The following is a 20,182-nucleotide window of genomic DNA, read 5'->3' on the forward strand; positions in this document are numbered from 1 at the left end:
TGTTCTTATTTATTGGGGGGATTACCCAACCTACTTACTACTCATATGTTGTTATACGTGTGATATCTGCCTTCCAGTTGATTGAATGGTAAGCAATGTATCCATTGTCGCTACCTATATGATAGTTAGCTATCCATATAGGTAGGGGCATGTTTAGACAGATCCATTTGGCAATAGTACATAGCTATTCTATTAAGAGTAGATACTCATAATAGAAGGTTAGAGCAGCCTTCCTACTTATAATAGTAGCTACTTACATCATAATTAATAGCTACCAATAAAAAACCTCGCCATTAGTGGCGAGGTTTTTTTATAGTGATAAGGTAAAGTTACTGTATAAACCTACTTGTTCAGGTTCAATTCCATCTCTTTGTATTTAGCGGCGACTGATTCTCTTGGGCCACCAGTCATGATACTTACTGCAAAGATAGCGATGGTACTTAAGATAAAGCCTGGAACAATAGCATATAACCAGCTATTTAGTGCCATACCATCTATTTGGAAAGGACCATAGATCCATAAGATAACCGTCAATGCACCCACAACCATACCAGCAACAGCACCATTACGGTTCATGCGGCGCCATGTGAGACTGAAAATAACCAACGGCCCAAACGCTGCACCAAATCCTGCCCATGCGTTTGATACTAGGTTCAATACTGAGCTGTCTGGATCAGAAGCTAACAAGATAGCAACAATAGCGACCACGACAACTGAGATACGTCCAACCAATACTTGACGAGCTTCTGGTGCATCTCTGTCAAAGAATAGTTTATAAACGTCTTTGGTTAATGAGCTTGATACTACCAATAGCTGCGATGAGATGGTACTCATGATGGCCGCTAAAATCGCTGCTAATAGGAAACCTGAAACCAACGGGTGGAATAGGAACTGAGTGAATACTAAAAAGATAGTCTCAGGATCATCTAACGTCATAGCTGTCTTTTGTACATAAGCACGACCAGCAAAACCAGTCATGAGCGCACCAATAAGACTGACAATCATCCAGCTCATACCGATATTACGCGCAGTAGGCACATCTCGTACTGAGCGGATTGCCATAAAACGCACAATAATATGCGGCTGACCAAAATATCCTAAACCCCATGCCATGAGTGAAATGATACCGATGATACTCATACCGCTAGTAATATTTAGTAGGCTTGGATCAATGTTTCTAACGGCTTCAGTCGTGGCTGAAACACCGCCAAGATCCGTAAAGGCAACGAGAGGTACAATGACCATCGCAAACAGCATGATGATACCCTGAACAAAGTCAGTCATCGATACTGCTAAGAAACCACCGAATAGCGTGTAACCGACAACGACGCCAGCAGTCACCCAAAGTCCTGTGGTGTAAGATAGGTTAAGTGAGCTTTCAAAAAGCTTACCACCGCCTACGAGACTTGCCGCTGTGTAGACAGTAAAGAATAAAATGATAACCAAAGCGGAGATTACACGCAGCATATGCGATTTATCTTCGAAGCGGTTGGCAAAATAGTCAGGTAAAGTAATCGCATTATCAGCGACTTCGGTATAAACACGAAGACGCGGTGCTACGATGATATAGTTTAAGAAGGCACCAAGGGTCAAACCAAGTGCGATCCAAATACTCACCACACCATCTGCATACATATAGCCTGGTAGTCCGAGTAGCAACCAACCTGACATGTCCGATGCGCCTGCTGAAAGTGCAGTAACTGCTGGACCTAGATTACGTCCTCCTAAAAGATAACCCTCGGTATCATTGGCTTGCTTAAAATAAGCATAAACACCAATTCCAATCATCACTAAAAAATAGGCGCCAAGTGATATAAGCACGCCACTAGAAACTCCGTTCATATAAGTTATCCTTAACCAACATCGTTGGCTTTAATTATTTTTTAACTATAAAAGTTCTGTCCTAAAAGACGATACCTCAAACAAAATATCTCAAACAATGTTTAAAGACAAAAAAAGCCATTAATTAAGACATAATGGCTTTTTTCAGTACCTTTTGTAGTTTTATATGATTGATGTCGTTATATGGCTAGCACTCATATAGAGATAGAGAACAATGGGAACCTCGCATTCCACTTATCTGCTGTTATTGCTCGCATCTGCTATTTATATATGAGTATTAGCAACCTACATAACCAATCAGCGAAACCATTAAACCTACTGTTAACCATCATATCTTACTAGAAGTATTCAATATATGACTATCAGTGTCCTTGTGGTAAATTTTTGTTATTAAAACAACGTCAAGCATATTATAACGTATGAGAGTCACAAATGCGAATAGCTTAAATACCTAAATTGTTGTATTGGGAAGTTTTTACTCAATCGGCGCCAGCAAATCTAGTAGTGCGGTTACGCTACTAGATTGTGTTAGCTTCGGATTGATAACCACACCTAAATAACGTTGTAATTCAATATTGTCTGCCATATCGATACGTTCCAAATCTTGACTGACCATAGTTTGCGGAAGGACTGACCAACCCAGTCCAACAGAAACCAGCATCCGAATAGATTCAAGTGGATTGGTACTCATCGTGGCATAAGGTTTTAGGTTATGCTTAGCAAACTCAGCCAAAGTAATCTGACTGGTAAAGGTATTGGCAGACGGTAGAATAGCAGGATAGCGTGCTAACTGCTCTAAAGTGACATTAGATTTGGTCGCCAAAGGTGACAAAGTACCCGTCATAAAATAAAGTGGATCTGACCAAAGCGTGTGATAGGTCAGGCGTTTATCGTATACAGGCGGTAGCGTGACAAACGCCAACGATAAATCACCATCTAATACGGCTTTATGTGCTTTTTCTGAATCGACAAAATGAACTTCTAACTGAACAGCAGGATAAGTCTGAATAAAATGCTTAAGCACGGGTGCTAGATGATGTAAACCAATATGATGGCTTGTGCCAATTACAAGCTTGCCAGAGACGATATGCTGGGAATGCTGCAAGTTAATCTTGAAGTTCTCATAATCTTCCAACCAACGTTTTGCATGTGGCAGCATCTCACTAGCTGCCTGCGTGGGCACAATCCCGCGGCCTACAGTATCAAATAAAGTAATGTTAAACTCATCTTCCAAATTTTTGATGCGCTTACTGACGGCAGGCTGAGTAATGAACAGCTTTTCTGCGGCACCTGAAATACTGCCAGTGTGCATAACGGTAACGAATGTCGTCAAGTTTGTGGTGTTCAAACGGATTTCCTTAGCTACTTTATGAGCTATAAATAAAAGTGGGCTGAGCCAATGATAACGTATTAAAAATAAAAGTTTGCATCTGGTTAAAAATCATCAATTATTATTATAGGATTTGCCTGCTATAATCACAAGATATCAAGGCGTATTGTCACATATTTATTCTTTTAAATTGATTATTTGCAGTCTCAAGCGTGTTTTAGGCGCTGCTTATAGCCACAAATCTAAAATTATTAATGAATAATATTTATACTACACAAAATATAGCAATTCTAGAATATATATTTCAATAGCATTGATTAGGTAGAAGTTATTGCAAAATGATGCTCTCACACAAATCATGAAGAGCTATCATGCAGTTAAATACGACATTATAGATAAATCTAATCGTTAATTGAACAAACAGAACCTTAGCTTACCAACAGGTGAGCAAGCGAAAATCAAGTCAGTAGTAATTAATAAAGGATAGCATCATGGCCGGTCAAACTTTATATGACAAACTTTGGAATGCTCATGAAGTCACCAAGCGTGACGACGGTTCGAGCTTAATTTATATCGATCGCCATCTGTTGCATGAAGTGACGAGTCCACAAGCGTTTGAAGGGTTGGAGCTTGCCAATAGAGCACCATGGCGTTTGTCTGCCAATATCGCCAGTCCTGACCACAATGTGCCAACAGTCACCAAAGAGCGCTCAGCAGGTGTCCCTGGTATTAAAGACAAGGTATCACGTCTACAGGTTGTCACATTGGATGAGAACTGCACCAAATTTGATATCGCAGAATTTACAATCAACGATGCGCGTCAAGGAATTTTGCATGTCGTTGGTCCTGAGCAAGGTCTTGTGTTGCCAGGTATGACCGTTGTTTGCGGTGATTCGCATACAGCGACACATGGCGCACTTGGTTGCTTGGCACATGGTATCGGCACTTCTGAAGTTGAGCACGTATTGGCAACGCAGTGCTTGATCCAAAAGAAATCAAAAAATATGCAAATCCGCGTCACTGGTCAACTTGGTGCGGGCGTGACCTCAAAAGACGTCGTGCTGGCCATTATTGCGAAGATCGGTACGGCAGGCGGAACTGGACATGCGATTGAATTTGCAGGTCAAGTGTTTGAAGACATGAGTATGGAAAGTCGTATGACTGTCTGTAACATGGCAATTGAGGCTGGTGCTCGCGTGGGTATGGTTGCCGTTGATGATACGACGATAGACTATGTTAAAGGTCGCCCGTACGCGCCAAACGAGTCACAGTGGCCACAAGCTGAAGCCTACTGGCGTACATTATATTCAGATGATGACGCAGTATTTGATACCGTGGTTGAGATCGATGGTAGCCAAATAGCACCGCAAGTATCTTGGGGTACCTCGCCTGAGATGGTCGTTGATATCACCCAATCGGTACCGACACCTGACCAAGCCATTGATGAAGCCCAAGAAGAGGGTTGGTTACGCGCATATACCTATATGGGTTTAGAAGCTGGTCAGAAAATCACGGACATTCAGCTTGATCGTATATTTATTGGCTCATGTACCAATTCGCGTATCGAAGATTTGCGGGACGCTGCGGCAGTTATCAAAGGACGTAAAGTGGCGGATAATATCAAAGAAGCCATCGTTGTTGCAGGCTCTGGACAAGTAAAACTACAAGCAGAGGCTGAAGGTTTAGATGCTTTGTTTACTGAAGCGGGTTTTGAATGGCGTGAGCCGGGTTGCTCAATGTGTCTTGCCATGAATGCTGACAAACTTGAGCCGCAAGAGCATTGTGCATCGACGTCTAATCGTAATTTTGAAGGTCGTCAGGGTAATGGTGGTCGTACGCATTTGGTCAGTCCAGCAATGGCAGCTGCAGCAGCGTTGGCAGGTCATTTTGTAGACGTTCGTACGTTTTAAGACTGATAATAAGTAGCTGATATCATGCTTATATCAACGATAAATATATGAGCATGGTGTCAAAACGGTAAAAATTTATTTACTGTTTAATACGCTTATCAAGATCGTCAGCCAGCAAAAATATAATTGATAGGAAATTTTATGCAAGCTTATAACACCCAAACCGGTATCGTTTGCCCACTTGATCGCGCAAACGTCGATACCGATCAAATTATCGCAAAACAGTTTTTGAAGTCTATTAAACGTACAGGCTTTGGCGTGAATTTATTTGATGATTGGCGCTATCTTGATGAAGGATATCCAGGCCAAGACCACAGCACACGTGTTATCAATCCAGACTTTGTATTGAATAAACCCCGCTATCAAGGCGCTACTATATTGCTAGCACGCAGAAACTTTGGCTGTGGCTCTAGTCGTGAGCATGCACCTTGGGCGCTTTCTGAGTATGGCTTTCGTACGATTATCGCACCAAGCTTTGCTGATATCTTTTACAATAACTGCTTTAAAAATGGCATGTTACCGATTGTACTAGATGAAGCGATTGTGGATACCTTAATGAAGGCGACTGTTGCTAATGAAGGCTATGAGCTGACGGCAGATCTTGAGCGTCAGGTAGTCATCACACCAACAGGCGAAGAGTATGCCTTTGAAGTGGATGCTTTTCGCAAACATTGCTTGTTAAATGGGCTAGATGATATCGGTTTAACCTTGCAGCAAAGCGATGCTATCAAAGACTACGAGCATAAAATGATGCAAAAAACGCCGTGGATCTTTAACGACGTACGCGCTTAGGTAAGGATTTTATGATGCCTTGCTCACAAAACCGCTGGCCAGTCGCAACGCATCGTTGAGTTATGGCGGTGAACTGGCTAAAATGAAGGGTAGTTTTTACCATACTTTATTATCTCTCTTATGAATAGTAGCCGCCATTATGAATAAAAAACGTTATGCTCTATCGACAAGTACGATTGTTGCTGCAAGCTTATTTTTGTCAGGCTGCCAGCTATTGACGGGCTATCAAAAAATAGATGAGGCAGAAAGTGCTAAAGCGTGGGTAGGTAAGATTCAACCCGTTGCTGGCGAAGTAAACATCGCGTGCGTGGGTACTTACCACTGTGAAATCGTGCAAATAGATAAGACACTGGTTATTTCTCCTGACAATCATGAGCCAGTTAATCATCAGATTGTAGCGTCTTTACCAAATTATAAAGGCACTGCAACGCCCCAAATCGGCATAGAGATGACACCGCTCATGAGTAAAAACTCTATGAAGATAGTGCCATTAGCCGCATCTGGTATGCCAGGGTTGACCAACTATTATGCACGGGTGATGCCTGCAAAACGTGAAGTCCATGTCAATTTTTATCCAGAGAATAACATGGGATACGTTGAGCGTTTTGCGATGATTCATGATTTTGCGGACGCAGGTACTTATCAGCTGCGCGCTTATCAAAAGAAGAACAGCGAAAAATCAGGCAGTCTATTGGACACAGCGTCGCCTGAGCCTTTATGTATTGATCTATTACAAGGTAATAAGGTGCAGCGCCGATTCTGTAAACAGTTAGGGTCTGAGCACCAAGGTGAGTTTGTAGAGACAGGCATGGTCAAAGCAGTAACGTCAGCATCTAAATCTAAAAAGACCACAGCGTAATAAAAATTAATTGATAAAAATATATCCAAAAGGATTAGTATGGCAACGATTTTAACATTAGCGGGCGATGGTATTGGCCCTGAAATCATGACTCAAGCCATCGACGTGCTTAAGGCCGTCAATGAGAAGTTTTCACTTGATTTGACATTAGAGTCTGGATTGATCGGTGGTGTGGCTATTGATTCCACAGGTGAGCCTTTACCTGATGAAACGTTAGCGCGTGCACGTGCAGCAGATGCTGTATTATTAGGCGCTGTCGGCGGCCCTAAATGGGATACGATTGAGCGTAGTAAGCGCCCTGAGCGCGGTCTGCTTAAAATCCGTGGTGAGCTGGGTTTGTTTGCCAATTTACGTGTGGCAAAGCTTTATCCGCAGCTAGCCAATGCGTCAAGTATCAAGCCTGAAATTATATCTGGTTTAGATTTGCTAATTGTTCGCGAACTGACGGGTGGCATTTATTTTGGTGAGCCACGTGGTATTCGCACACTAGAAAATGGTGAGCAGCAAGGCTATAACACGATGGTGTACAGCACCAGTGAGATTCAGCGTATCGGTAAAGTTGCTTTTGAATTAGCAAAAACCCGCGCCCAAGCCGCAGGTACAGCGGCCAAAGTATGTTCAGTAGACAAAGCCAACGTCTTAGAAGTGACTGAGCTGTGGAAGCAAACAATGATTCAGATGCAGCAAGCAGAGTATAATGATGTGGCGTTATCGCACATGTATGCTGACAATGCTTGTATGCAGTTGATCAAAGATCCTAAGCAGTTTGATGTCATGGTAACAGGCAATATGTTTGGTGACATCTTATCTGATGAAGCGGCAATGTTGACCGGTTCTATTGGTATGTTGCCATCAGCGAGCTTAGATGAGTCTGGCAAAGGCATGTATGAGCCATGTCATGGTTCTGCGCCTGATATCGCTGGGCAAGACAAAGCCAATCCATTGGCGACTATTTTGTCTGTCGCTATGATGCTGCGTTATACCTTTAAACAAGAGGAAGCTGCACAAGCGATCGAGCAAGCAGTCAGTGATGTGCTTGATGATGGCTTGCGTACGCTTGATATTTTAGACAGCAGTGAAGCTGGACTCAAGCAAGTGGGCTGCCAAGAGATGGGGCAAGCGGTATTGGCCAAACTGGTATAAGTCAGCTAATCTAGTGCAGACCCTTTTTATGTAGTTTTCACAGTCTAATCTCGTTCATTTTATACCCATAAGTTGCTGAGCAATTTATGGGTTTTTTATTTTATATGGTATTGAGTCATGCCTTATTGTAAACAGATCAGTGTGTTTGTTCACCCTATTAACAAATGCACAGTAGGAAGAGTCAGTTATTAACATAAAGCTGTTAGGGAATAGTGGTAGGGCTATGGCAATATATTTCTATAATAAATTTTTCGATATTTTTTGATATATGGTAACTATTTAGGGAGTTTTTTTATGTCTCAATTACTTAAGGTTGGCAGCCTTGCTATAGCGATGGGTACAGCGTCCGCATTATTAGTGGGTTGCAGCAGCAATGCTAATAGTACTGAAAATAGCGCACAAACGACTAATGAGAGCAAGTCGTCTAATAGTGGTATGACAGACACTACAACAGATAATAATAACAATGCAGGCACCGAAGCAGAGATGAGTACTAGTAGCAATCAATCTACTAGTAACCAAACTAGTGGTCAAAATATGGATGCTGATACGATGGACAGCACGATGACTGATAGTAACGATATCAGTCCAGTCACCAACGGTGTCAGTCAGCAAATAGAGGGTAATAGCAAAGCCGCAAATTCGCTAAATAAATTATTAACCAAAATTGAATACAGTACAGAAAATCTATCAGAAACTGCTAAAAAGGTAAATGAAGCAACATGGAAAGCTGATACCAAAATTGATCGTAATGTTGCTACCAAATTACAAGCGCTACTGAACTGGAATCATAGTGGTGTGGGTGCAGTGGATGGCTATTGGGGCAAAAACACGCGTAAAGCCATGCAAGCTTTTCAAAAGGCTCAAGGATTACCAGTAACTGAAGCGGTCAATGAAGAGACGTGGCAAGCATTGACTAAGAATTCTACGCTTACTTCACAGCCTGTATTGGTCAGTTATCAGTTAACCGACGCTGATGTAAACGTTAAGACAACTCAGATTCCTGCTAGTGCTGAAGCCAAAGCCAAGCTAGATGGTATGTATTATGAAAGCGTCCTTGAAGCCTTGGGCGAAAAATTTCATATCAGTCGTGATTATCTTAAATCACTCAACCCCAATGCCAGTTTTAAAAGCGGGGAAACCATCATCGTCTATAACCCAGGCAACCCTAATACAACACCAGTGAGGCGAGTGGTCGCTGATAAAGACACGCAAACCTTATATGCATACGATGACAGTGATAATCTGGTTGCCAGTTATCCAACCACAGTAGGTAGCACAGCAACACCGTCACCAACGGGTACGCATAAGGTCAAAGTCAAAATTCACGAGCCAAATTACACCTATACTAGTGATGATGACGAGAAATCTATTATCCCGCCAGGTCCTAACAATCCTGTTGGGGTGGTATGGATTGGCCTTAGCAAACCATCGTATGGCATTCATGGATCACCCGATCCTGAACGTATCAGTCGTCAGGCATCAGCAGGTTGTGTTCGCCTCACTAACTGGGATGCACTGAGCCTATTAGGTGTTATCAAGAACGATGCCACTGTCGAGTTCAAATAACTCATCGTTTAATTGTTTCATAAAACGCAGACAAAAAAATACCGCTGAAATTTAGCGGTATTTTTTATGGTAAAACAAACAGCGAACACTAAATAGCTAAAACAGTGATAGGCAATAATGAGCAGGTTAGCGTTTTCATTATTATTATCAGTCAAACCACTCAAGCGTCTATATCAGCTATCAGCGATAAAGTAGCTATTTGGTTATTGGCTGTATTTTTATAAATACTTTCATAACCATATGAGTTGGCGAGTATTTAGTTTTTACCACGGTAAGTAATACGACCTTTAGATAGGTCATAAGGGGTCATTTCAACCTTAACTTTATCACCTGTCAAGATACGAATATAGTGCTTACGCATCTTACCTGAGATGTGTGCAATGATTTCGTGTCCGTTTTCTAAACGAACTTTGAACAAAGTGTTAGGAAGGGTATCAATGACTTCGCCTTCAAATTCGATAATATCGTCTTTTGCCATAATTTGTATCAATCAATTAAAAATAAGCCCATATTATACGTAAGTTAGCAGATTAAAGCAATACAGAACCTGGTTTTGACTTGACAGCATGTAAGTGATATGTATGCTAATTTAATCAGGTAAGTTTAACCAAATCGGTGTGAGGGGTGCCTGCGGCAATAAACGCTGGAAATGCTCAGGATAATAGGCATTGATGAAATACAAGCCATCCCCTGAGGCCGTAGGCGGCGCAATTGTCCGATCCTCTTTACTCAAAATATTTAAAAAGTCTGCTGGTTCTAGCTCATGTCTGCCAATCGCGTATAGCGTACCCATCAAGTTACGAACCATGTGATGCAAAAATCCATCTGCCTGTATATCGAACACTATAAACTGACCATGAGCGAAAAGGTCGGCATGACTGACGGTACGTACTGGCTGATTGGACTGACAGGCTGCCGCACGGTAGCTGCTAAAATTGTGAGTACCAACGATATCGGCAGCTGCCTTTTGCATCGCTGCTAGGTCTAAAGGCTCATAGATATGGGTAACCTGATGATTGAGTATCGCAGGACGCTGCGCTTGATTAAGGGTGATATAACGATAACGACGAGCAATCGCACCAAAACGCGCATGGAAATCAGCTGGCATTGGCTGAATCCAGCGCAAAGCAATATCGTCAGGTAGTAGGCTATTGACACCCCGTAACCAGTTATGAGTAGGGCGATACGCATGCGTGGTAAAATGAGCAATCATATTGCTGGCATGGACACTGGCGTCAGTACGTCCAGCGGCGATGACTTCGACGGATTCATTGGCGACCTTGCCGATAGCAGTTTCTAGTGCTTCTTGTACACCCAGCACTTCTCGTTGCCGCTGCCAACCATGATAGTGCGTACCCAAAAACTCAATCGCAATCGCCAAAGTATAGGTTGGTGAACGTTCAGGTTCGATAGTTTCAATCTTAGGCATTTTGGTTTCTAAGCTTATAAAGTTGGAATTAATTAAAGAGCATTTATCGCTTTTTGATGCTTGTGCCAGGTTGACTGACATTATTCAACCAGCGCTGTCGACGTCTTGCTGGACTGTCATAGCGCAGTAGCAACCATAACAACCGTGCATAAATAGCAGGGATGGTTAAGCGTCCACCAGCAATAACGTGGTAGTCATATTGCCAACTGCCTGCCGCGTAGCTGTCGCTCACACCGCCAAACGGACATTGACTGGCAGATATCACCATGTGTCCATGCTCGTGAACCAAATCAAGCGTCTTTGCTAGTGCAGCCGAATAGGGAATATTCCCCGCGCCAAATCCTAATAGGATAATGCCACAAGGCGGCTGTGATAATAACGCTTGTAGTTGATCATTGAGCACCTGAACATCATTAGGTAAGCAGTATAAAGCATGGATCTTGGCCTGCTCAGCACTTGCTTTGATATTGGGTAGTAAGTCTTGCTGATCATCCAGCCAATGCTGTCTACGGGTATCTGAGAGATTTTTTATATAACTGTTGGCTGGATATGCTGCTCGAGAATGCCCAGTAAATGCCATAAGGTCATGACTGTGAATTTTTTGCACCGTTTGTGCAGGCCACGATTCGCCGCCAAAGCTAATCTTGACACCTGATTCACCAGCTGCTGCCAGTTTTAATGAGTCGTTAAGGTTGCCCCAAGCGTCGCTATCAGCATCGATATCGTAGGAGTGAATCACTTCACTATCTAATAACGGCCGCATACTTCCAGTGACCACAATACAAATATCGCTACCGGCAAAAGCTTCTGCTAAAAATGCACCTAAGTAACTCAACGTGTCAGTGCCACTAATCAGGACAAAGCGTTTATCACCTTGATTATAAGCATTCAGTAATAGCTGATAAAAATGTACAAAATCAACTGGCGTAAGCTGGCTGCTGTCTTTGATCAGCGTGTTGTCTAGCCATGAAGTCGTGAGTGAATCAGTCGTATTGCCTTGCTCAGTCAGTAGCTTTTGTAGCGTAGGTAAAAAGATGTCTGCCGATAGCGGCGCGAGCGGCTTGCCATAGCTACCAAAGGTACCACCAGCATAGATTAATTGAATGGGGTCAGACATAGTTTTGGTCATAAAAGAAGATGGCATAGTATCAATACAGTAAATAATTATGAAAAAAGAAGCGCCAGAGCGTTTATTAGTGACAGGTTGAGAGGTCAGTAATAGATAGTATAGTCGAACCACTATTAAAGTGTTACAGCGTTAGACTCGTTTAGCCTACTACTGTAGTACTTGCACTCGTCTGCCTTGTACCACTTTTAATATTGATTGACTATATCAGAATTAAATGCAAAAAATCAGCAAGCCTCCGATAATAAGAGATACTTGCTGATAGGCATCTAAACGACTGATTATGCTGTGCGCTCAAGTAATAGTTGTGCTTGTTGTTTCTGCTCACTATTACCCTGAGCGATCACTTCATTAAGCAAACGTTTGGCACTATCATATTCGCCTAATTGTAAATACTGATTGGCTAAATCTAGCGTCACTTGATTGCTATCTAATGATTTTACAAAGTCAAAATCTGCGGCAAAGCGCGATGAAAAATCTTCTGCTGATTCAACCGCTTCAGTGGTGTTATCAGATTCGAGCTCCACTGGTGCGGTTGTGGAAGCTGGAGCTTCTAATAAAGAGTCAGTGTCTATGATATCGAAGTCATCAGCTATAGGCGTGTCATCATCAAATCTTAACGACGTAACTGGCGTGGTATCTGACGCTTCAAAAGCATTAATGTCAGTGTCATCATTGATCAGTTGTTCTTCAAAACTTAAGTTTGCAACGCTATCATCTTCGAGAGTACTACTATCAGAATCAGCGTTTTCAAAGTCAATATCTTCCAAAACAAAGCCATCAATATCGTTACTTACGTCAGTAGTAGATGGCTCATTAATCGCGAAAGTGTTAACGGCATCAATGTCGTCTGATTCGTCCAGATCGTCTAAAGATAAAGTAAAGTCATCTTCAATATTTTGAACAGCATTGCTATAAGCTTTTTCTTCATTTTTATTAACAGAAGCATCTTTATCTGCATCGGCTGCTAAATCATCAAAATCTAAGATGAAGTCGTCTTCTAATACTAATGCTTCGCTTTCACTGTCTTGAACATCTGATACGTCAGAATTTTCAATTAAAGTGTTTTCTGCAGGTGAGTCAAAATCGAACTCAAAGTCACTAAGGTCGTTGTTTTCTATGACCTCATTATTCTTGGCCTCATTATTTTCGATGGTATCAGTATGGTCGCTTGTAGAAATATAAAGGCTATCATCATCTGTGGCCAATGATGTAACAGGAGTCTCATCAGTAGCATTTGACTCATTGAAACCATCTTCTAAGTCACTGAGCGTCAGATCAAAGCTATCGTCTACGTTTTCAGTAGGCTCACTTGAAAACACTGGGCTATCGATAGGTTTGTCTATTACTAAATCGTTATTATCTTTAATAACAGGACGATCAAATATGTCAGCTGTATCATCGGCTTGATTAGTAGTAGATAAATCGAAATCTAGACTATCAAAACGATCATTATTATCTTCTATTGCTACTTCTGGCGTGGCTACTGGACTTTGCTCTCCAATGTATAAATCTTTTAATTCATCGGCAAGCGTAATGGTTTTGGCATCATTATGAGTTTTAATGCTGTTATAGACATCATGAAAGTTTTCTGGCTGATCTAGCGTAGCGTATATGCTCAATAGCTTAATAGATAACTGACTGTCATTAGGCTTTTCGTTTAGTCCACGATTGATCGTTTCAATGGCTTTGTCGTAGCGCTGTTGATCCATGAAACGCTGGGCAATCGTAATATGATCGAACTTATTGCTATCATTTTGATTGGTTTGGGCAGCAGTGCCATAATCCGTTTTTGATGCTGGTGCAGCGGTATTTTTTACTGAGCTTGCAGGTGGTTGTACACTTTGTTTTTGTGCTTTATTTTTGCGCAATAAAAAACCAGCGACTAACAGGATAAGCACCAATCCGGCGATGATATATAGCATATTGTCCATAGTTATTCCTACTCCTAAGATCACAGCATCGTGCGTTGATCCGTTAGGCAATTATTGATTGCGTAGTTTTTTGAGACGAGCTTGTAGCTCAGCCAGTTTTTGATTTTGTAATTGAAGCTTTTTCGTATAGTTGTCCAGCGCGCTGCTGGTTTTTGACAAGCGCTGAGCTTGTGAGGCAGTCTCTTGTCTTGATGCTTTTAGCGCTGCTAATATATCGGTGCTTAGACCATTGCCTTTATCTGCTGCTGATTTCGCCTGAGTGCCATCTGCATTACCATCATGACCAGGGGCAAGGACAGAAAACTGTGCTTGTGGCAGTTTCTGTGTTTTAGTGGTAGTCGGTTTCTTAGGTACGCTGGCCGCCTGTACTGTCTCAGACGACTTTTTGGGTGCTGTTTGCGCTGACTTTTTTACCACAGGCGTATTTGCTCTACGACTGTATTGTCTTTGGGCATTAATGGCACCCTCTAAATGTTGCTGTGAAGGGATGACATCGTAGCTGGGTAGGCGAAGCTTAGCATCTGCTTTTAACTGATCAGCATCTTTGTTGATAAAAGCATCAGGATTCTGTGACTGAATCTGTTTCATTACTGTTGGCGTATCGAGATTATTCTCGCGCGCTATCTGCTCCGCGATCATCCACAAACTATCATTGCGTTGCACCTGATATTGAGTGGTCGCATTCCTCGTTACTTTATTGCTAGCTGTACTTGGATTATTCATAGTTTTGGATGGTACAGGTGATGCTATATTAGCAGGTATATTGCTGCCTTGAGCTGCGGCGATAACACGATTGTCTGAGTCGATTGCACTTTTTGAGTCATCTCTCGCTTTAGTGGTTGTTGCTTTGACAGGTGAGCTTGCCATGAGGTCAGAGTCTGCCTTACTGCTTGGTTGTATTTGGCGCGTCACTTGTATGTTTAGGATATCAAGCTGCTTGTCAGTACTTGGCTTATCCGCCGCAACTACGTTGTTATGAGCGCGCGCCTCAGTACGGCCTTTATCATCAGGTGTCATTGTACCGCTATTACTACTTGCTACACTTAATGCACTGTTATCCGAAGTGTTCACCGAGCTTTGGCTGTTACCGATAGCAGTTGAATGACTGGTATTATTTTTTATGTCAGCATTGCTGTTTAAGCGACCGTTATTGAGACGGCTAGGTGTATAGGTAAGACTGTTGACCTGTGAGGTAGCCGTCACTGTTGGCGCCTGAATATTAGGTGCTGGTGATGTAGAAGCCAACAATTCAGTCGCTGGTTTGCTTGGTTTTGATAACTTGGGCGAGGATATAGCAGGGGCCGACATCAGTGGCGGCGGCGCGCCTTTTCTGACCGTCAGAGGCATGGCATTACTTGCAGAAACGCTAGGCAAATTTGGCTTCTTGGCACCTGTGGCGATATTCTTACCAGTATTGATAGGTACACTATCTTTTAATGGCATCAGTAGCGTTTTTGGTACCATATTTTGCCGACCATTATCATTTATCGCTAAAACGACATCAGCAAAAGGCTTAGATACTGGCTGTGATGTGGTAATAAAAACTTGACCGCTGGTCGCTGAGGTGGGCTGAAAGCGTACCGTCATAGAGTCAGTCGGGGTCAACCCCATTTGCTGGTAAATGGTCGAGTTTGCCAAACTGGCAGAAAAGTCAGCTGCGCGAATATTACTGACGACGATGCTCGCTACTAAAGGCTCATGCTGGGCCGAAGTGACTACCGTCTTACCAATGGTTGCTGCTTGTACGCTCGGCACTAACACGGCGCAGCCTACAGAACAAAATAGTGCCATCGATACCGCGCGATGTACAGTAGTCAAGCGACGAGATAGATGACAAGACATGAGCAGCCCTTTAGTATAAATAAGTTGTCTTTGCTGTTATAACAAAATACCGTTTAGTTTACCAGTTTATTTCACAACTGTTGTGTCCGATGCATAAAATGTTTATACAGTGTTCAGTGAGCTTTTTTATCTAGTAGCATGGCATCGCCATAACTAAAGAATCGATACTGTTTTTCGATAGCATGTTGATAGGCGTGTTCAATAGATGCCTTACCTGCGAATGCTGATACTAGCATTAGTAGTGTCGATTTAGGTAAGTGGAAATTGGTCAATAACCGATCGATAACGCCGAATTTGAACCCAGGATAAATAAATATATCTGTATCGCCTGACCAACTAGAGAGTGCCTGACCGTCAATGGCAGTTTTTTGATAAGCCGTTTCGAGAACACGCGTCACTGTGGTACCAATCGCAATAACCTTTTTACCATTCGCGTGCGTTTGATTGATGAGGTCTGCCGTGGTCTGCGGCAAATGCGCGTATTCACTATGCATGGTGTGATTGAGCAGATTGTCTGTTTTGACGGGAGCAAAAGTACCCGCCCCAACGTGCAATGTGACAAAAGCGGTGTTGATACCTTTCTCGTCAAGCTTGCTCAGTACGGATTCATCGAAGTGTAAGCTTGCCGTTGGTGCAGCCACGCTGGCGAGCTTGGTAGGATCATGAAAAACGGTTTGATAACGAGTGTTGTCAGTGTCATCAGCATGGCGCTCAAAGTAGGGCGGGATAGGCAGTTCACCATAAAGCTCTAGATGCGGCAATATCGGCGCATCAAACGCCAAAATGAATAAGTTGTCTTGGCGACCAATCATCGTAGCGCTCATATGACCATCGGCAAGTTGTAAGCGTTGACCAAGCTTGAGCGCTTTGCTGGCTTTTATATGGCAAAGGGCAATATGCTCTTGATTAACTGCTTCATCATTGGTGTCTTTTAGATGCAGTGTCACTTCATCCAAGTCCGAGATACCAACTAAGCGTTCAATCAGTACTTCAAGCTTACCGCCAGTATCCTTTTGACCAAATAAGCGTGCTTTCATCACCTTGGTATCATTAAAGACAATCAGATCTCCAGCCTCTAATAAGTGAGGCAACTCAGAAAACAAACGATCTTCTACACGAGTGTCATTTATTTGAGTACGAGCTGGCAAGTATAGAAGTTTTGAAGCAGAGCGCTGCGCTAATGGGTAGCGTGCAATCAGACTGTCTGGCAGCTCATAGCCATAATCTTCAACGCTCAGATAATCTAAGACGTCGTTGTTTTTGTCGGTATCAGTTGGCGCGTCAGTATCAGCAGAGTCAATGTGAGAGTCGGTCATAATCAGTCTTTAAATGGATAGGGATTTTGGCATAATTGTAGCAGAAATACCTTTGTGAGAGGATACTTTGCTCAGCAGTAATCATGTATAAGATATGCTTCAAACCTATAAATAGCCTAAGTAAATATTATAGGCTATGTCAACTTACAAAGAAATTTTTATCAGTTGTAGACTAATTTACTCGAATAGATTTAGTTGAGGCAGTAACTGAGCGGCAGGTGCTAACGAAGAAAAAGTCACGCCAACTAGCCGAATAGGCAGCTGGCGTGGAATATCCAAGAATAGCTTGTCTAGCCAATAATGTGCAGACTCAGCGCTATCAAACGTCGTAGAAAGCGTGTGTGAGCGAGTGATTTGAGTAAAGTCTGAATATTTGATTTTTAGAGTAATGGTATGAGCGACTAACTGCTTTTGGTGCATTTGATTAAAGGCATCGGCGTTTTGCTCATATATTTGGGTGAGTAGCGCGTCATCATCATTTAGATTATCTTTGAATGTGGTCTCTGAACCAACAGACTTGTGCGTGCGTTCAGACTTTACAGGGCGCGCATCGCGGCCATGAGCAATATCATGATAAAACTGACCACGTTTACCAAATTCTTGTACCAATACGGCAGCTGGTGTGCGCCGAAGATCAGCGCCATTACTCACACCCATCGCATGTAAGCGCTTTGCAGTTGCTTTGCCTATGCCATGAAACCGCTCAATGGGTAGCGTGCTAATAAAGTGATCCGCATCTTGTGGCGTAATGATGGCTGTACCATTAGGCTTATTGATGTCAGAGGCAATCTTGGCGAGCATTTTATTAAATGACACGCCAGCAGAAGCAGTCAATCCTGTATATTCCAATATCTGCGCACGTAACCAATTGGCCATCAATGTCGCTGAGCCTTTGTGTACAGATAACCCTGTGACATCAAGATACGCTTCATCTAATGATAGCGGCTCCACATGGGGCGTTAAACTATGCATAATGCGGCGAATATCACTGCTGACCGCTCGATAAACCTCGAAACGCGGTCTTACAAATATCACTTCTGGGCAACGTTTGCGAGCTTCATAGCATGACATTGCAGAGCGTACACCGAATTGACGCACCTCATAACTGGCAGCGGCAACCACACCTCGACCATTAGGATCGCCACCAACCACCAATGGCTTACCACGTAGTTCAGGAAAGTCACGCTGCTCCACACTGGCATAAAAAGCATCCATATCGATATGAATGATTTTACGGGAGTTCAATTGAGTAGAGTCTGTCATATTCAATATTTTACCTGAATTAATGGCTTTTCTATTATCAATTGTTAGAGACCAAAGTAGCTTTTCCGTAAATTTTTGACTAGACCGCAATAATATTTAACTATTGGTATATATCGGTAATTAAATATAGTGTAATATTATGTACAGCAAACAATACAGCTTTATAAACCTTATGCTAATGTTAGCGAACAGTTGTTTTCTATCAGCATCTTTTATTAAGAGGTTTGTTAAGTTATTTTATTTTAATAAACCGTCTATCTTAATAGAGCTGCCATTCATCGTAAATTTGATAGACATCTATTATAGTTGGCAGATTAAAGTTTTAAACTATAAGTATTCACAGTAATGGGCACGGTAACAAGAGTAGTTAACGCCTCATATATTTTTAGTACTGTAAAAAGACGTTGTTTGTAGCGCTCATACCAAACTTGTGCATTGAGTACTGGTAGATTAGCTCTTTAAAAAAATATCGTTACTAGAGAGTTCAAAACGACCAAGGAGCAGAAAATGAATAACGAATTGAAAGGGAGTGATTTAACACGGGCAATGCTAGCACGCGGCGAAAAACGAATATGGTGTGCAGTTTGCGATGACAGCGACGAGCAAGCTATGATGGATCATTGTGGTAATGACTTTACCGCGTATATTGTGTCGTTTCGTAATGGGTCTTTTTATTGCAGTGCTGGCATGCCATGGAGCTATGCCGTACCGATTAAGATAAGTGTTGTTAGAGAATCTGAAGTAGCGATGTAAACAAAGAATTCACAGATATAAAAGTAACAGACACAAAAAAACCTCCGAAAAAGGAGGTTAGATTGTACTGCTATATGGTACCAGTGGTCGGACTCGAACCGACACGCTTTTAAAGGCAACGGATTTTGAATCCGTCATGTCTACCAATTCCATCACACTGGCATGTTAGAAGATAATGTCTATTAAATAAATATTATCGAATTGGGCTACAGGGTTAACTCTGTATAGGCTGCGTATTATAGCAGCCTATTTTTCTTCGTCAAGAATTATTTAATATTAATTCAAAAAAATATTTTATCCTACAAAAGCACGCTCAACCGCGTAGTCTGCTTGTACACCCATACGCGGTGAAACGGTTAGACCAAAGTCATCCAAAATGGCTGAAACTTCAGCATTAAACGGCATGCTACCGCAGATCATGACACGATCGTCGTCTTTATTCATCGGTGGTAAGCCGATATCTTCGAATAATTTACCAGACTTCATCAAGTCTGTGACTCGGCCTTGGTTTCTAAACTCTTCACGAGTGACAGTCGGGTAGTAGATGAACTTTTCGCGGAACCATTCACCAAAGATTTCATCATTCGGCAGCTCATTTTCGAACATGCCGCGATACGCCAAATCATGGACGTGACGGACACCATGTACTAGGATGACTTTATCAAAGCGCTCATATACTTCAGGGTCACGTGCCAATGCCAAGAAAGGGGCAAGTCCGGTACCTGTTGACAGCATATATAGATGCTTGCCCGGCAGTAGATCGTCTAATACCAATGTACCTGTCGGTTTTTTGCTGACCAATAGCTCATCGCCTACTTTGATGTGCTGTAAGCGTGAGGTGAGAGGGCCGTCTTGCACTTTGATAGAAAAGAACTCCAACTGGTCTTCGTAATTAGGGCTGGCAATCGAATAAGCACGCAACAGTGGTCTACCGTCGACAACAAGACCAATCATCGCAAATTCGCCATTACGAAAGCGTAAGCCATCGTCACGAGTGGTTTTGATACTAAATAGAGAGTCATTCCAATGATGAACCTCTGTGACCGTTTCGGTGCGAAGTTTTGACATAAAGTC

Annotated in this window: 16 protein-coding genes and 1 tRNA gene; 6 read left to right on the forward strand and 11 right to left on the reverse strand. The window is 42.4% G+C overall.

Translation table 11 applies throughout. The features are described 5' to 3' along the window. Positions 1–342: 342 nt before the first annotated feature. Both putP and AS194_RS01920 read right to left on the reverse strand, forming a co-directional pair. Positions 343–1,842 carry a sodium/proline symporter PutP gene (gene putP, locus AS194_RS01915; RefSeq protein ID WP_058023798.1) on the reverse strand — a complete coding sequence of 500 codons (1,500 nt, stop codon included), beginning with the start codon at positions 1,840–1,842 and terminating at the stop codon, positions 343–345. Positions 1,843–2,317: 475 nt separating this feature from the next. Then, positions 2,318–3,190: a LysR family transcriptional regulator gene (locus AS194_RS01920; RefSeq protein ID WP_058023799.1), complete on the reverse strand. Its 873-nt coding sequence runs from the start codon at positions 3,188–3,190 to the stop codon at positions 2,318–2,320. A gap of 473 nt (positions 3,191–3,663) precedes the next feature. Between AS194_RS01920 and leuC the strand changes: the two genes are divergently transcribed. The 5 genes from leuC to AS194_RS01945 all read left to right on the forward strand — a co-directional run bounded on the left by leuC (position 3,664) and on the right by AS194_RS01945 (position 9,445). Then, positions 3,664–5,082 (forward strand): 3-isopropylmalate dehydratase large subunit, encoded by a 1,419-nt coding sequence (gene leuC / locus AS194_RS01925; RefSeq protein ID WP_058023800.1) that lies wholly within the window; start codon positions 3,664–3,666, stop codon positions 5,080–5,082. A 141-nt stretch (positions 5,083–5,223) separates the two neighbouring features. After that, positions 5,224–5,874: a 3-isopropylmalate dehydratase small subunit gene (gene leuD / locus AS194_RS01930; protein WP_058023801.1), complete on the forward strand. Its 651-nt coding sequence runs from the start codon at positions 5,224–5,226 to the stop codon at positions 5,872–5,874. Between the two features lie 139 nt (positions 5,875–6,013). After that, complete coding sequence (locus AS194_RS01935) at positions 6,014–6,733, forward strand: hypothetical protein (RefSeq protein WP_058023802.1); 720 nt, start codon at positions 6,014–6,016, stop codon at positions 6,731–6,733. A gap of 39 nt (positions 6,734–6,772) precedes the next feature. Next, a complete protein-coding gene (leuB, locus tag AS194_RS01940; protein WP_058023803.1) occupies positions 6,773–7,876 on the forward strand; it encodes a 3-isopropylmalate dehydrogenase in 1,104 nt (367 codons plus the stop codon). 294 nt (positions 7,877–8,170) lie between these two features. Further along, complete coding sequence (locus AS194_RS01945) at positions 8,171–9,445, forward strand: L,D-transpeptidase family protein (protein WP_058023804.1); 1,275 nt, start codon at positions 8,171–8,173, stop codon at positions 9,443–9,445. Positions 9,446–9,701: 256 nt separating this feature from the next. Here the strand turns inward: AS194_RS01945 and infA are convergent, their stop codons facing one another. The 7 genes from infA to dinB form a co-directional block, all read right to left on the reverse strand. Further along, positions 9,702–9,923 carry a translation initiation factor IF-1 gene (gene infA, locus AS194_RS01950; protein ID WP_021814850.1) on the reverse strand — a complete coding sequence of 74 codons (222 nt, stop codon included), beginning with the start codon at positions 9,921–9,923 and terminating at the stop codon, positions 9,702–9,704. A 111-nt stretch (positions 9,924–10,034) separates the two neighbouring features. Next, complete coding sequence (truA, locus tag AS194_RS01955) at positions 10,035–10,874, reverse strand: tRNA pseudouridine(38-40) synthase TruA (RefSeq protein WP_058023838.1); 840 nt, start codon at positions 10,872–10,874, stop codon at positions 10,035–10,037. 43 nt (positions 10,875–10,917) lie between these two features. After that, positions 10,918–12,003: an asparaginase gene (locus tag AS194_RS01960; protein WP_058023839.1), complete on the reverse strand. Its 1,086-nt coding sequence runs from the start codon at positions 12,001–12,003 to the stop codon at positions 10,918–10,920. Between the two features lie 278 nt (positions 12,004–12,281). Next, on the reverse strand, positions 12,282–13,934 hold the full coding sequence (locus AS194_RS01965; protein WP_058023805.1) for a FimV/HubP family polar landmark protein: 1,653 nt from the start codon (positions 13,932–13,934) through the stop codon (positions 12,282–12,284). Between the two features lie 51 nt (positions 13,935–13,985). Then, positions 13,986–15,776: a hypothetical protein gene (locus tag AS194_RS01970; RefSeq protein ID WP_058023806.1), complete on the reverse strand. Its 1,791-nt coding sequence runs from the start codon at positions 15,774–15,776 to the stop codon at positions 13,986–13,988. A gap of 113 nt (positions 15,777–15,889) precedes the next feature. Further along, positions 15,890–17,092, reverse strand: coding sequence for a tRNA preQ1(34) S-adenosylmethionine ribosyltransferase-isomerase QueA (queA, locus tag AS194_RS01975; RefSeq protein WP_058023807.1), 1,203 nt, complete (start codon positions 17,090–17,092; stop codon positions 15,890–15,892). A gap of 177 nt (positions 17,093–17,269) precedes the next feature. After that, positions 17,270–18,355, reverse strand: a complete 1,086-nt coding sequence (dinB, locus tag AS194_RS01980) for a DNA polymerase IV (RefSeq protein WP_058023808.1) — start codon at positions 18,353–18,355, stop codon at positions 17,270–17,272. A gap of 507 nt (positions 18,356–18,862) precedes the next feature. On the opposite strand from dinB, the gene AS194_RS01985 reads away from it, so the two are divergent. Next, positions 18,863–19,108, forward strand: coding sequence for a hypothetical protein (locus AS194_RS01985; RefSeq protein WP_058023809.1), 246 nt, complete (start codon positions 18,863–18,865; stop codon positions 19,106–19,108). 75 nt (positions 19,109–19,183) lie between these two features. On the opposite strand, the gene AS194_RS01990 is transcribed toward AS194_RS01985, so the two are convergent. Both AS194_RS01990 and AS194_RS01995 read right to left on the reverse strand, forming a co-directional pair. Continuing rightward, a tRNA-Leu gene (locus tag AS194_RS01990) sits at positions 19,184–19,270 on the reverse strand. 132 nt (positions 19,271–19,402) lie between these two features. Then, the gene (locus AS194_RS01995; RefSeq protein ID WP_058023810.1) at positions 19,403–20,176 is read right to left on the reverse strand and encodes a ferredoxin--NADP reductase; all 774 of its coding nucleotides are present in this window, start codon (positions 20,174–20,176) and stop codon (positions 19,403–19,405) included. Between the last annotated feature and the right edge of the window lie 6 nt (positions 20,177–20,182).

Source organism: Psychrobacter piscatorii (genome assembly GCF_001444505.1).
In the GTDB taxonomy this organism is placed as follows: Bacteria; Pseudomonadota; Gammaproteobacteria; order Pseudomonadales; family Moraxellaceae; genus Psychrobacter; species Psychrobacter piscatorii_B.

Coding starts and splice junctions, on each gene's coding strand:
- putP (WP_058023798.1), bottom strand. CDS start 1,842: ATGAACGGAGTTTCTAGTGGCGTGCTTATATCACTTGGCGCCTATTTT.
- leuC (WP_058023800.1), top strand. CDS start 3,664: ATGGCCGGTCAAACTTTATATGACAAACTTTGGAATGCTCATGAAGTC.
- leuD (WP_058023801.1), top strand. CDS start 5,224: ATGCAAGCTTATAACACCCAAACCGGTATCGTTTGCCCACTTGATCGC.
- AS194_RS01935 (WP_058023802.1), top strand. CDS start 6,014: ATGAATAAAAAACGTTATGCTCTATCGACAAGTACGATTGTTGCTGCA.
- leuB (WP_058023803.1), top strand. CDS start 6,773: ATGGCAACGATTTTAACATTAGCGGGCGATGGTATTGGCCCTGAAATC.
- AS194_RS01945 (WP_058023804.1), top strand. CDS start 8,171: ATGTCTCAATTACTTAAGGTTGGCAGCCTTGCTATAGCGATGGGTACA.
- infA (WP_021814850.1), bottom strand. CDS start 9,923: ATGGCAAAAGACGATATTATCGAATTTGAAGGCGAAGTCATTGATACC.
- truA (WP_058023838.1), bottom strand. CDS start 10,874: ATGCCTAAGATTGAAACTATCGAACCTGAACGTTCACCAACCTATACT.
- AS194_RS01960 (WP_058023839.1), bottom strand. CDS start 12,003: ATGACCAAAACTATGTCTGACCCCATTCAATTAATCTATGCTGGTGGT.
- AS194_RS01965 (WP_058023805.1), bottom strand. CDS start 13,934: ATGGACAATATGCTATATATCATCGCCGGATTGGTGCTTATCCTGTTA.
- AS194_RS01970 (WP_058023806.1), bottom strand. CDS start 15,776: ATGTCTTGTCATCTATCTCGTCGCTTGACTACTGTACATCGCGCGGTA.
- queA (WP_058023807.1), bottom strand. CDS start 17,092: ATGACCGACTCTCACATTGACTCTGCTGATACTGACGCGCCAACTGAT.
- dinB (WP_058023808.1), bottom strand. CDS start 18,355: ATGACAGACTCTACTCAATTGAACTCCCGTAAAATCATTCATATCGAT.
- AS194_RS01985 (WP_058023809.1), top strand. CDS start 18,863: ATGAATAACGAATTGAAAGGGAGTGATTTAACACGGGCAATGCTAGCA.
- AS194_RS01995 (WP_058023810.1), bottom strand. CDS start 20,176: ATGTCAAAACTTCGCACCGAAACGGTCACAGAGGTTCATCATTGGAAT.